Below are 11,953 nucleotides of genomic sequence, written 5' to 3' on the forward strand. Positions count from 1 at the left end.
GGTTTTTAGAACCGGGGGCTCTAAAAACAGGCGCCAGTATTACGGCCGTTTATGACAGGGGGATGGCTATGTGATGGCATGTCGATGACATGTTGGAAATCTGTTGAACCCGCGAGCTAGAGCGGTGTCGTGGGTAAATTCATGTGCAAACGTCTTCGATGGGTGATATTGCGCAAACGTTGGCGTGAAGACCGGGAGCAGTGAGATGTCGTTACATCGATTGGATAGGTTGTCGGATCTGGCGTCCGAAGAATGGGACGCGCTGATACCAGGCGACTCACCGTTTTTGCGCCACGCTTTTCTCAGTTCGCTGGAAGACAGCGGCAGCCTCGGTCCCCGATCCGGGTGGCGTGCGGAGCACTTGCTGCACTACGAAGGTGAGAGGTTGATCGCGGCGTTGCCGAGCTACCGCAAGTGGCATTCCTACGGCGAGTACGTGTTCGATCACGCGTGGGCCGACGCCTGCCGCCGCGCGGGCATCGCCTATTACCCCAAGTTGCTGGTGGCTGTGCCATTCAGCCCGGTCGGCGGGCCACGGCTGCTGGCGAAGACGCCTGAAGATGGCCGCGAGTTGCTGGCCTGCCTGCCCGGTTATGCCGAGGCTGAAGAGCTGTCCAGCGTGCACGTGAACTTTACCGATCCGATGACCGACAGACTGCTCGCCGAACAGCAGGGCTGGCTGCAGCGCATCGGCTGTCAGTACCACTGGCAGAACCGCGGCTATCGCGACTTTCAGGATTTTCTGGACGCGTTTAGTTCACGCAAGCGCAAGCAAATGCGCAAGGAGCGTGAGCAGGTGGCGGGGCAGGGTTTCGAGTTCGAATGGCTGCAAGGTCATGAGCTCAGCGAGGCGCATTGGGACTTCGTCTACGCATGCTATTCGAACACCTACGAAGTGCGTGGCCAGGCGCCATACCTGACGCGGGCGTTCTTCAGTCTATTGGCCGAGCGCATGCCCGAGGCAATCCGCGTGGTGCTGGCGACACAGGGCGCACGCCCCGTGGCGATGGCGTTCAGCCTGATCGGCGGCGACAGTTTTTACGGTCGTTACTGGGGCTGCCTGGCAGAGTTCGATCGGCTGCATTTCGAGACGTGTTTCTATCAGGGCATGGATTTCGCCATCGCCGAAGGCTTCAAGCGATTCGATGCCGGCGCGCAGGGCGAGCACAAGCTGATTCGCGGGTTCGAGCCGGTCATCACCCATTCATGGCACTACCTCGCGCACCCCGGTTTGCGTGAAGCGGTGGCGGACTTCCTGCAACAGGAACGCGCAGGCATCCTGGCCTACGCCGAGGAAGCAAGAAGCGCGCTGCCTTATCGGCAGGCGGATTGACAGCTTCACGACCCCCACGATTCGGCGGCGTCACACCCGACGCCTTCCCGGCTAAAGCCGGTCCTACGAAAAGCTCACAGCGTCAATAGGACCAGCTTCAGCCGAGAAGAGGCCGGTGCATCCGATGGAGATGCAGCGGTTGAAAGCAGCTTTCGCGAGCACGCTCACTCCTACAGGTCATGTGTTCAACCAAACGTCCGGCAAATGCCGAGCTTTTTGTAGGAGTGAGCTTGCTCGCGAAGAGGCCGGTGCATCCGGTGGAGATGCAGCGTTGGAAAACCAGCCGTCGCGAGCACGCTCAATACCCAGGTTTCGTGCTCGTCAATCCACTCCGACAAACCCGCCGGTCTGGTGGGCCCAGAGGCGTGCGTACAGCCCTTTGTGCGCGAGCAGTTCCGAGTGGGTGCCGCTTTCGGCAATGTGGCCATTTTCAAGCACGACCAGCCGGTCCATTTTCGCGATGGTCGACAGCCGGTGCGCGATGGCAATTACCGTCTTGCCTTGCATGAGCGTCTCCAGACTCTCCTGAATCGCCGCTTCGACCTCCGAGTCCAGCGCCGAAGTGGCTTCGTCCATGATCAGAATCGGCGCGTCCTTGAGCAGCACGCGCGTGATCGCGATGCGCTGGCGCTGACCGCCGGAAAGCTTCACGCCTCGCTCGCCGACGTGGGCATCCAGACCGGTGCGCCCTTCGGAGTCTGACAACAGCGGGATGAACTCGTCGGCTCGCGCTTTGCGCATGGCTTCCCACAGCTCGGCGTCGGTTGCATTGGGTTTGCCGTAAAGCAGGTTGTCGCGAATCGAGCGATGCAGGAGCGATGTATCTTGCGTGATCATGCCGATATGCGAGCGCAGGCTTTCCTGAGCGACGTGGGAAATGTCCTGATCGTCAATGAGAATCCGACCGCCTTGTACGTCGTAAAGACGCAGCAGCAGGTTCACCAATGTCGATTTACCGGCACCGGAAGGTCCGATCAGGCCAATCTTCTCACCTGCTCTGATGTTCAGGTTCAGGCCGTGAATCACGCCTTTGTTCTTGCCGTACTGGAACTGCAGATCTTCGAATTTCACCTCACCACGGCTGACCGCAAGCTTCGGTGCGGCTTCGCGGTCCGTCACGCCGACAGGCTGCGAAATGCTCTGCAAACCGTCCTGCACCATGCCGATGTTTTCGAAGATGCCGTTGACCACCCACATGATCCAGCCGGACATGTTGACGATGCGAATGACCAGGCCGGTGGCCAGCGCGATAGCACCGACGGAGATCATCGACTGGCTCCATAGCCACAGTGCCAGCCCGGTGGTCCAGACGATCAGGATGCCGTTGAGCGTCGTGATCACCGTGTCCATTTCGGTAATGACGCGGCCTGCCAGTTGAGTCTTCTCGGTCTGCTCGCTGATGGCCTCGCGGGCGTATTGCTGCTCGGAGTTGGTGTGGGCGAACAGCTTGAGCGTGGTGATGTTGGTGTAGCCGTCGACGATGCGGCCCATCAGTTTCGAACGGGCGTCGGACGACACCACCGAACGCGCCTTGACCCGCGGGACGAAGTACCAGAGCGCAAGGATGAAGCCGAGGATCCAGCTCAGCAGCGGAATCATCAGGCGCCAGTCGGCCTCGGCAAACAGCACCAGCGCGCCGATCGAATAGATCAGCACGTGCCACATCGCGTCCACCGTCTGCACCGCGGAGTCGCGCAATGCATTCCCGGTTTGCACGATGCGCTGAGCGATGCGCCCGGCGAAGTCGTTCTGGAAGAAGTTCAGGCTTTGCTTGAGCACGTAGCTGTGGTTTTGCCAGTTGATCATGCTGGTCATGCCGGGACTGATGGTCTGATGCACCAACAGGTCGTGCAGCGCGACGAAGATCGGCCGCAGGACCAGTGCGACGACCACCATCCAGGTCAGCTCAAGCGCGTGATCACTGAAGAAATTCGGGTTCGGCGCCCCTTGCGCCAGATCGATGATGCGACTGAGGTAACTGAACAGCGACACCTCGATCAGCGCCCCGATCAGGCCGACCACCAACAGCGCTACGAAGCTGGGCCAGACCTGGCGCAGGTAGTAGACGTAGAACGACATGACGGTATTGGGAGGAGCGGCGGTGGGCGCGTCGCGGAAGATATCGATCAATTGTTCAAAACGACGATAGAACATTGGCTATGACGCCCACGCTTGAGCGGGCTCTCCTTTCTGAGGGACCTTCAGGAACAGTCCCTGTTCTGACCACATGAAAATCGCGATTGTTCGCGCTGATTCACGGGTGATTGCCCTGAAAACGTAAAAGCCGGGCACGTGCCCGGCTTTCGTACTGGCGTCGAGCTCAGTTCACGCGCTTGGCGGACTTGATCAGGATCGGGTCCAGCGGAACATTCTGCATGCCGTTTTTGCTGCCGGTCTGCACGTTGACGATCTGGTCGACCACGTCCATGCCTTTGACGACTTTACCGAACACTGCGTAGCCGAAATCCCGGTTGCCGTGGTCGAGCATCGAGTTGTCGACAACGTTGATGAAGAACTGGCTGGTGGCCGAGTTCACGTCAGAAGTGCGCGCCATGGCGAGGGTGCCGCGTACGTTATGCAGGCCGTTATCGGCTTCGTTCTTGATCGGATCGTTGGTGGATTTCTGCACCATCTGCGCCGTGAAGCCGCCACCCTGGACCATGAAGCCCGGGATCACGCGGTGGAAAATGGTGTTGCTGTAAAAGTTGCTGTCCACGTACTTGAGGAAGTTCTGAGTGCTGATCGGCGCTTTGTCCTGATTCAGCTCGATCTCGACCTGGCCGAAACTGGTGTCCAGCACGACATGAGGGGCAGGGGCCGCCATCAGATTGCTGGCGAACAGTGCAGCGGCGGCGGAGAGGGCGATTTTTTTCAGCATGGGCAGAGTCCTGAAATTGATGTCGACTGCAAAAAAAACAGGACGTAAGGGAAGCACGTTTGAAGAGATTTGGACAGCGGGGGAGGTTTTGAATCACGCTATTTGCGTTGAAAGAAAGGCCTGCTTTGAGGCCTCTCCATCGTTTCAAGACGTCATGGTGAATTAAATCCGCTGGTCAATTGGCTGATCGTGTCCGCCAATGTTTTACCCAGCCCGCCGATAACACCACCTAGCCCGTTCGTGACCCCACCCACAGCCTTTCCTACCGTGCTACTTGCCGCCCCGACGGTATTGCCGGCCGTGACGCCCACATCTACGACCACACGGTCTACACTAGGAACGCAGACTTCAATCCCCCCCAAACCCACCTCTGCCGTATAGCCCGCAGGACACGCTGCCAATGCCGGTTGAGCTAACATGGCGCCCGCTACGATTGCTGCAAGCAGCAGTTCCTTTCTTGCCTTCATGACAAGTCACTCCTGTGACGATGCCTCTACTTCTCGAACAAATTCCAGCAGAACCCGATTGAATTCCTCTGGTTGATCCAGCGGCGTCGCATGTCGGGAATCCTCGATGACCACCAACCTCGCCTCTTGAATAAGCCTAACGTAGGACTCCTTAAGCGCCACCGCCATGTAATCATATTTCGCTGTAACAACCAGCGTCGGACAACCGATTCGCGATAACTTCTCCCGCACGCCCCAGCCGACAATCGCGCTGAAACTGGCGAGATACGCACGCTTGTCGTTCTGCGCCCAACGCGTTGCGATCTTCTCTCGCAGGTCGGCCTGATCGGGCCTGGGAAACAGATTCTTGCCCAGCGCCTTGCCGATGGCGTGCATGCTGAAGGCGCGTGCCAGCAGCCAGCGTTTAGCGAACTGCCGCCAGTCCGCGAAACTTTTGATCTTCACCTCCGGCGCGCTGTTGACGATGGTCAGGCTCTTTAACCGTCCGGGATGATCGACGGCCAGTTGGAAACCGATCATGCCGCCCATCGACAGCCCGACGTAATGCACAGGCCCGGTTTGCAGGTGGTCGAGCAGGGCAACGATGTCAGCGCTGAAACCAGCGATGCTGTAGCGCTCGCGTGGCTTGTCGGAGCGACCATGACCCCGAACGTCGACAGCGATCACCCGATAGTGCTGCGCCAGCGCCGGAATCTGATACTCCCAGTCCTGAGCACTCGACCCGAGCCCGTGGACCAGCAGCACCGGCGCGCCTTGGCCGTACTCGTCATAGTGCAGGGAACAGCCGTCACGTTCGAACTGTGGCATGGGACATCCTTGTATCTGAGTAGGGGCGGGCCTGCTCACGAAGCCCGTGGTTCAGCGGCATCACACCCGACGCCTTCCCGGCTGAAGCCGGTCCTACGAAAGTTTGCAGCGTCTGTGGGACCGGCTTTAGCCGGGAACAGGCCGGTTGCATGCTATGGAGATGCGGTGGTTAGAAATCAGTCTTCGCGAGCAAGCTCGCTCCCACAGGTTTGGTCATTGGCTCGGTCTCCGAATCGCTGCAAAACCCCGGTGGGAGTGAGCTTGCTCACGAAGAGGCCGGTACCTCCGACGCAGATGCATCGGTCAAAAATCAGTCTTCGCGAGCAAGCTCTCTCCCACAGGTTTGGTCATTGGCTCGGCCTCCGAATCGCTGCAAAACGCCGGTGGGAGTGAGCTTGCTCACGAAGAGGCCGGTTCATCCGACGCAGATGCATCGGTCGGAAATCAGTCTTCGCGAGCAAGCTCGCTGCCACGGGTTCTATGATCGGCACTGAACCTGTAAGCCTTGCATTGCCCTCAAACCACCTGCTGAGGGGCGGCGAATGCTGCGTCGAGCGGTGCGGTGTCGAAGGTCTGGATCAGCTCGATCAGAATCTGCGTCGCCGGCCCCAGCGGTTTGTCCTTGCTGGAATAAAGGTAGAAGGTCGGATGACGGCTGCCACCTTTGTCCAGCGGCAGGATCTTCAGCACGCCTTCCTTTATCTCGCGCTCGATCATGTGCCTTGGCAACCAGGCGAAGCCCAGGCCGCTGCTGACGAAGGTGGCCGCGGTCGCCAGGCTGCCGACCGTCCAGCGCTGCTCGGCACCCAGCCAGCCGACGTCCCTTGGCTGGTTGCGACCCGAGTCGCGGATCACTACCTGAAGCTGGCTTTCCAGGTCCTGAAAATTCAACTCGCGCTGCATCTGATGCAACGCATGCTCGGGATGCGCCACGGCAACGAACTCGACGTCGCTCATTTCAGTGCCCAGATAGCCCGGAATGCTGAACCCGCTGATCGCCAGATCGGCCACGCCTTCAAGCAACACTTCCTCCACGCCGGACAGGACTTCTTCGCGCAGACGCACGCGACAGCCGCGGCTTTGCGGCATGAAGGCAGTCAGCGCACGAACCAGGCGCGCGTTCGGGTAAGCGGCGTCCACCACCAGCCGCACCTCGGCTTCCCAGCCCTGTTCCATGTGGTGGGCCAAATCTTCCAGCTGGCTGGCGTTCTTCACCAGTTGCCGCGAACGGCGCAGCAGCACCTCGCCGGCCTCGGTCAGTACTGCCTTGCGCCCATCGATGCGCAGCAAAGGCACGCCGAGCTGATCCTGCATTCTGGCCACGGTATAGCTGACAGATGACTGAGAACGGTGCAGCGCTTCGGCTGCCTGGGCGAAACCGCCATGGTCGACCACGGCCTGCAAGGTGCGCCATTGATCAAGGGTCACGCGGGGCGCTTTCATCTCTCGCTCCTTTAGTCCTAAGCTGGCAGTCCTTACACACTCTCGTCTGGAGACTGCCGAATGAAAAAATTCTGTTGTGTGCTGCTGGCCATGCTGCCGTTGAGCGCGTTTGCCTACCCGATCGACGTGGAAAAGGACCTCAAGGGCGTGCAGATCGATTACAACAGCCACGACACCGCTTATGACATCGGCAACATCACCGTGAACAACTACGGCGATGTTCCTGCCAAATGCAGCGTGGTTTTCCGCAACGGGCCGGAGGCTCCGCGCACCCGACGCGTGCAGGTTGCGCCGAAGAGCAGCACCGAAGTCACCGCCAAATTCAACCGCGAGATCGTCAAGCTGCGCATCAAGCTCAGCTGTGAGCCGCTTTGACGCAGGCCTTGCGACAGGGAGAGCGTAATGCTCTTCCTTGCATAAAACAAATTATTAGATGTATAGCAGCAGATTTTTGCGCTTTTTAATCGATTTGTCCGAGCATAATCTTCACTCCATCGAATTCAACCCCCTCATTCATTCGCTGGAGGCCACACCCATGTCTCGCGTCCTGATCATCGAAAGCAGCGCCCGTCAGCAAGACTCCGTTTCCCGTCGCCTGACCCAACAATTCATCAGCCAGTGGCGCGCCGCGCACCCCGCTGACGACATCACCGTGCGTGATCTGGCAGTCAAGCAAGTGCCGCACCTGGACGTCGACCTGCTGGGTGGCTGGATGAAGCCTCAGGATCAGCGCAGCGCCGTGGAACAGGCTGCACTGGAACGCTCCAACGAGTTGACCGACGAGCTGGTGGCGGCGGATGTCGTGGTGCTCGCCGCGCCGATGTACAACTTCGCGATCCCCAGCACCCTCAAATCCTGGTTCGACCACGTGCTGCGCGCCGGCGTGACATTCAAGTATGGCGAGACCGGACCGCAAGGTCTGCTCACAGGCAAACGCGCTTTCGTGCTGACCGCCCGCGGCGGCATCTACGCCGGCAGCACGCTGGATCATCAGGAACCTTACCTGCGTCAGGTGCTGGGATTCGTCGGCATCCACGACGTGACGTTCATTCATGCCGAAGGCCTGAACATGGGCGGCGATTTCTCCGAGAAAGGCCTCAATCAGGCCATCGCCCGGCTGGCTCAGGTCGCCTGACCGCGTGAGAGTGATCGCTTAATCGGCCGTTAATGCCGCCGAGCGATCATTCTCGCGTTCATCGACTCCCCTTGGCACTCGTCCCGCTCCTGAGTGCATTGCCCGATCGACCCGCCTGATTGCGCCGGGTCATCGGTTTTTTTCTTGTCTGCGCAACCGCCGTCCGCCTGGGTGACGGGTATCGCTTGAACAGCATCGCTCGAACCCGCTAAGGTCGCCGCCTTCAAAAAAGGGGCAACCATGGGCTATCTACTTTTCGTCACGCTGATTCAGGCGTTTTCCTTCAGCCTGATCGGCGTGTATCTGGCGGGGCACGTCGACAGTTACTTCGCCGTGCTGATTCGTGTGGTACTGGCCGGACTGGTGTTCATTCCCCTGACGCACTGGCGTCGGGTTCCGGCGCCATTCGTGCGTGGCATGTTGCTGATCGGTGCGCTGCAGTTCGGCGTGACCTATGTCTGCCTGTACTTGAGTTTCCGTGTGCTGACGGTGCCCGAAGTGCTGCTGTTCACCATTCTCACGCCACTGCACGTGACGCTGATCGAGGATGCGCTCAATCGCCGTTTCAATCCGTGGGGGCTGCTGGCGGCGATTGTCGCAGTGCTCGGCGCGGTCATCATTCGGTACGACCGCGTGGACCCCGACTTTCTCGGCGGCTTCTTGCTGCTGCAACTGGCCAACTTCACCTACGCGGCGGGGCAGGTGCTGTACAAACATCTGGTGGCGCGCCATCCCAGCGAGCTGCCGCACTACCGGCGCTTCGGTTTCTTCTACCTGGGCGCGCTGGCCGTCGCGCTTCCCGCGTTTCTGCTGTTTGGCAACGCTCAGCATCTGCCCGATGCGCCGCAACAATGGGTTGTTCTGTTGTTTCTGGGATTGTGTTCGACGGCGCTTGGCATGTACTGGTGGAACAAGGGCGCCTGTATGGTCAACGGCGGCACGCTGGCGGTGATGAATAACCTGCATGTGCCGGTCGGCCTGCTGATAAATCTGCTGATCTGGGGGCAGAACGAAGACCTCGGCAAGCTGTTTTTCGGCGGTCTGGTGATCGTTTTTTCGGTGTGGATCAGTCGGCGCGGACTCGGTAAACAGCCGTTGAATCGCTGAAATAGCGACGCTAGACGCCTGCGCTGCTGACATCATCGAGGTTGATGTTTGATATCTGCGAGCTTGGTTTTTCATGTTGGGGCTAACCGAATAGATTGGCTCCAACGAAACGAATTAACCCCACTTACTCAAAGTTCTGCGGAGATCGCCCTCATGAAAAAATCAATCGCCTTCGGTTTTGCACTTTCGATCCTGGCTGCCGGTTCTGCTTTTGCCGCTCCGGAAAAAACCTACCAACGCGCTATCGTTGATGTTTCCAGCGCCACTGTCCTGGACAGCAAAGTAGCCAGCAAAGACGCCATCAAGCCTTTCGACACCAAGTCGTCGAGCACCGTGATCGTTGCAGAGAACCGCAAAGAGTTCGGTTCCAGCTATCAGCGCTACTGATAACGGCAAGACTGTACGCAACGCATTAAAGCCCGGCACACGCCGGGCTTTTTATTTGCCTGGAATAAATGCAAGGTCGTTACATAGTGCCCCGATTCTGCTTGCGTTTGCGCGGGGTTCGGGGAGGGTTTGCACATTATCCAATGCCCGAATGCCCGTGCCAGACGGCTGCAAGCCTTATATCAGCGGGCTTGATGTCGAATATGCCCAAGCTTGGTTTTCCATTGTCAGCACAGCCGGGTAACTTGGCTCCAACGAAACGAATTAACCCCACTTACTCAAAGTTCTGCGGAGATCGCCCCCATGAAAAAATCAATCGCCTTCGGTTTTGCACTTTCGATCCTGGCTGCCGGTTCTGCTTTTGCCGCTCCGGAAAAAACCTACCAACGCGCTATCGTCGATGTTTCCAGCGCCACTGTCCTGGACAGCAAAGTAGCCAGCAAAGACGCCGTCAAGCCTTTTGATACCCAGTCGTCGAGCGCCGTGATCGTTGCGGACAACCGCAAAGAGTTCGGTTCCAGCTATCAGCGCTACTGATTACAGCAAGACGGCATCAAACGCATTAAAGCCCGGCGCACGCCGGGCTTTTTATTGCTCGATCATAAAGTCAGATTGACGGAGTTTATTGCGCCAATAGTGCTTTCCCTATTATCAGCGCAATCGATGTTCAGCATAAGTCGCGGTGTTTTTTAATTCGTCGGCGATGGGAATAGATTGATTTCAACGCCACGATTCACCCCCAACTACCGGAGACACTGATCATGAAAAAATCCATCGCCCTGGGCTTCGCGTTGTCGGTTCTGGCAGCCACCTCTGCCTTCGCCAGTCCGCAAGCTTCCACCGCCGGCCAGACCATCGTTCTGGAACCCACCTACATCCACGCCACGGCCATCAATGCCGACGGCGCAGATAAAACCAGCGTCAAACCTTTCGCCAGCCCATCAACCAATGCAGTTATCGTCGCTGACAACCGCAAAGAATTCGGCTCGCAGTATCAGCGTTACTGAGTGCAGCAATCGCGCACTGACCATCAAAAGCCCGGCGGACGCCGGGCTTTTTGTTGCGCGGATGAAAAGGCGCAGCCTCTGCTTCCAGGTATACACCGGCTCTGCGCGCCAATTTCTTACGACCTTGCCAGACCGATCCGCATGTCCGATCCACTCGGCTGCTGATAAAGACTCAGCCCGAACTCCGGCAACACCGCTAGCAGGTAATCGAAGATATCGCCCTGAATGCGTTCGTAGTCGGCCCAACTGGTGGTGCGCGTGAAGCAGTAGATTTCCAGCGGAACCCCCTGCGCTGTCGCCTCCATCTGGCGCACCATGCAGGTCATGTCCGGGTGAACGTCCGGATGGCTTTTCAGGTACGCCAGCGCGTAGGCGCGGAAAGTACCGATATTGGTGATCCGGCGCCGGTTTGCCGACAATTCCGCAACGCTGCCCTGAGCCTCGTTCCAGGCTTTGAGCTCGGCTTTCTTGCGGCCCATGTAGTCCGTCAGCAGGCGAACCTGGGTCAGTTTCAGTTCCTCGCTGTCCGACACGAAGCGCACCGCGCTGGCATCGATGTACAAGCTGCGCTTGATCCGCCGACCGCCAGCCTGCTGCATGCCGCGCCAGTTCTTGAACGATTCGGACATCAGCCGCCAGGTCGGGATCGAGACAATGGTCTTGTCGAAATTCTGCACCTTGACGGTGTGCAGCGTGATATCCACCACATCGCCATCGGCGCCGACTTGCGGCATTTCGATCCAGTCGCCCACCCGCAACATGTCGTTGCTGGTCAGTTGGACGCTGGCGACGAACGACAGCAACGTGTCTTTGTAAACCAGCAGAATGACCGCCGACATCGCGCCCAGGCCCGACAGCAACAGCAGCGGCGAGCGGTCGATCAGCGTTGCGACGATGATGATCGCGGCGAACACATACAGAATCATTTTCGCCAACTGCACGTAGCCCTTGATCGACCGCGTTCGGGCGTGTTCGGTACGGGCGTAGATGTCCAGCAGCGCATTGAGCAGCGCGCCAAGGGTGAGCATCAGCGAGAGGATGGTGAACGCCAGGGCGACGTTACCCAGCACGTGGCTGGCCACCGGCGTCAGATCGGGCACCAGGTTTAGGCCGAACTGGATCACCAGCGACGGCGTGATCTGTGCGAGTCGATGGAAGACTTTGTTATGCAGAAAGTCGTTCAGCCAGAACAGCGCCGGCTGGCGGCCGAGGGCTTTCATACCGTGCAGCAGCAGGAAGCGCGCAAGGCGGCCAAGTGCGAAAGCCGCGATCAGCAACATGAACAACCCCAGCGTCGCGCGCAGCACGGGTTGGTGTTCGAGCAGGTCCCAGATCTCCTGGGCGCGGAGCCAGATCGAGTGAGTGTCCATGGGCGCAGATTCTCCTGAT

At 58.8% G+C, this 11,953-nt stretch carries 13 protein-coding genes; 7 read left to right on the plus strand and 6 right to left on the minus strand.

All coding sequences use genetic code 11. From position 1 onward, the window contains the following. The first annotated feature begins 205 nt into the window (after window positions 1-205). Window positions 206-1,333, plus strand: a complete 1,128-nt coding sequence (locus AAGQ88_RS06235; protein ID WP_342654740.1) for a GNAT family N-acetyltransferase — start codon at window positions 206-208, stop codon at window positions 1,331-1,333. Window positions 1,334-1,654: 321 nt separating this feature from the next. Here AAGQ88_RS06235 and AAGQ88_RS06240 read toward each other — a convergent pair whose 3' ends face one another. The 5 genes from AAGQ88_RS06240 to AAGQ88_RS06260 form a co-directional block, all read right to left on the minus strand. Beyond that, window positions 1,655-3,487: an ABC transporter ATP-binding protein gene (locus AAGQ88_RS06240; RefSeq protein ID WP_285422595.1), complete on the minus strand. Its 1,833-nt coding sequence runs from the start codon at window positions 3,485-3,487 to the stop codon at window positions 1,655-1,657. A gap of 166 nt (window positions 3,488-3,653) precedes the next feature. Continuing rightward, window positions 3,654-4,211 (minus strand): peptidylprolyl isomerase, encoded by a 558-nt coding sequence (locus AAGQ88_RS06245; protein ID WP_285422594.1) that lies wholly within the window; start codon window positions 4,209-4,211, stop codon window positions 3,654-3,656. Between the two features lie 152 nt (window positions 4,212-4,363). Continuing rightward, the gene (locus AAGQ88_RS06250) at window positions 4,364-4,678 is read right to left on the minus strand and encodes a hypothetical protein (protein WP_342654741.1); all 315 of its coding nucleotides are present in this window, start codon (window positions 4,676-4,678) and stop codon (window positions 4,364-4,366) included. 6 nt (window positions 4,679-4,684) lie between these two features. Continuing rightward, window positions 4,685-5,485 carry an alpha/beta hydrolase gene (locus tag AAGQ88_RS06255; RefSeq protein ID WP_342654742.1) on the minus strand — a complete coding sequence of 267 codons (801 nt, stop codon included), beginning with the start codon at window positions 5,483-5,485 and terminating at the stop codon, window positions 4,685-4,687. Between the two features lie 516 nt (window positions 5,486-6,001). Next, entirely contained in the window at window positions 6,002-6,928 is a 927-nt protein-coding gene (locus AAGQ88_RS06260; protein WP_285425212.1) for a LysR family transcriptional regulator, read from the minus strand. Between the two features lie 60 nt (window positions 6,929-6,988). Here AAGQ88_RS06260 and AAGQ88_RS06265 point away from each other — a divergent pair, with 60 nt between their 5' ends. From AAGQ88_RS06265 to AAGQ88_RS06290, 6 genes are all read left to right on the plus strand, one after another. Further along, complete coding sequence (locus AAGQ88_RS06265) at window positions 6,989-7,303, plus strand: 3-phosphoglycerate kinase (protein WP_342654743.1); 315 nt, start codon at window positions 6,989-6,991, stop codon at window positions 7,301-7,303. 160 nt (window positions 7,304-7,463) lie between these two features. Continuing rightward, window positions 7,464-8,063, plus strand: a complete 600-nt coding sequence (locus AAGQ88_RS06270) for an FMN-dependent NADH-azoreductase (protein ID WP_285425210.1) — start codon at window positions 7,464-7,466, stop codon at window positions 8,061-8,063. 240 nt (window positions 8,064-8,303) lie between these two features. Then, entirely contained in the window at window positions 8,304-9,170 is an 867-nt protein-coding gene (locus tag AAGQ88_RS06275) for a carboxylate/amino acid/amine transporter (protein ID WP_342654744.1), read from the plus strand. Between the two features lie 153 nt (window positions 9,171-9,323). Continuing rightward, window positions 9,324-9,557 (plus strand): hypothetical protein, encoded by a 234-nt coding sequence (locus AAGQ88_RS06280; protein ID WP_285425208.1) that lies wholly within the window; start codon window positions 9,324-9,326, stop codon window positions 9,555-9,557. Window positions 9,558-9,860: 303 nt separating this feature from the next. Beyond that, on the plus strand, window positions 9,861-10,094 hold the full coding sequence (locus AAGQ88_RS06285) for a hypothetical protein (RefSeq protein ID WP_285425207.1): 234 nt from the start codon (window positions 9,861-9,863) through the stop codon (window positions 10,092-10,094). Window positions 10,095-10,318: 224 nt separating this feature from the next. Further along, window positions 10,319-10,564, plus strand: coding sequence for a hypothetical protein (locus AAGQ88_RS06290; RefSeq protein WP_342654745.1), 246 nt, complete (start codon window positions 10,319-10,321; stop codon window positions 10,562-10,564). Between the two features lie 116 nt (window positions 10,565-10,680). Here AAGQ88_RS06290 and AAGQ88_RS06295 read toward each other — a convergent pair whose 3' ends face one another. After that, complete coding sequence (locus AAGQ88_RS06295) at window positions 10,681-11,934, minus strand: mechanosensitive ion channel family protein (protein ID WP_342654746.1); 1,254 nt, start codon at window positions 11,932-11,934, stop codon at window positions 10,681-10,683. Window positions 11,935-11,953: the final 19 nt, after the last annotated feature.

It is taken from the genome of Pseudomonas sp. F3-2, assembly GCF_038804275.1.
Taxonomy (GTDB): domain Bacteria; phylum Pseudomonadota; class Gammaproteobacteria; order Pseudomonadales; family Pseudomonadaceae; genus Aquipseudomonas.

Coding starts and splice junctions, on each gene's coding strand:
- AAGQ88_RS06260 (WP_285425212.1), bottom strand. CDS start 6,928: ATGAAAGCGCCCCGCGTGACCCTTGATCAATGGCGCACCTTGCAGGCC.
- AAGQ88_RS06235 (WP_342654740.1), top strand. CDS start 206: ATGTCGTTACATCGATTGGATAGGTTGTCGGATCTGGCGTCCGAAGAA.
- AAGQ88_RS06250 (WP_342654741.1), bottom strand. CDS start 4,678: ATGAAGGCAAGAAAGGAACTGCTGCTTGCAGCAATCGTAGCGGGCGCC.
- AAGQ88_RS06245 (WP_285422594.1), bottom strand. CDS start 4,211: ATGCTGAAAAAAATCGCCCTCTCCGCCGCCGCTGCACTGTTCGCCAGC.
- AAGQ88_RS06275 (WP_342654744.1), top strand. CDS start 8,304: ATGGGCTATCTACTTTTCGTCACGCTGATTCAGGCGTTTTCCTTCAGC.
- AAGQ88_RS06255 (WP_342654742.1), bottom strand. CDS start 5,485: ATGCCACAGTTCGAACGTGACGGCTGTTCCCTGCACTATGACGAGTAC.
- AAGQ88_RS06285 (WP_285425207.1), top strand. CDS start 9,861: ATGAAAAAATCAATCGCCTTCGGTTTTGCACTTTCGATCCTGGCTGCC.
- AAGQ88_RS06280 (WP_285425208.1), top strand. CDS start 9,324: ATGAAAAAATCAATCGCCTTCGGTTTTGCACTTTCGATCCTGGCTGCC.
- AAGQ88_RS06240 (WP_285422595.1), bottom strand. CDS start 3,487: ATGTTCTATCGTCGTTTTGAACAATTGATCGATATCTTCCGCGACGCG.
- AAGQ88_RS06295 (WP_342654746.1), bottom strand. CDS start 11,934: ATGGACACTCACTCGATCTGGCTCCGCGCCCAGGAGATCTGGGACCTG.
- AAGQ88_RS06265 (WP_342654743.1), top strand. CDS start 6,989: ATGAAAAAATTCTGTTGTGTGCTGCTGGCCATGCTGCCGTTGAGCGCG.
- AAGQ88_RS06270 (WP_285425210.1), top strand. CDS start 7,464: ATGTCTCGCGTCCTGATCATCGAAAGCAGCGCCCGTCAGCAAGACTCC.
- AAGQ88_RS06290 (WP_342654745.1), top strand. CDS start 10,319: ATGAAAAAATCCATCGCCCTGGGCTTCGCGTTGTCGGTTCTGGCAGCC.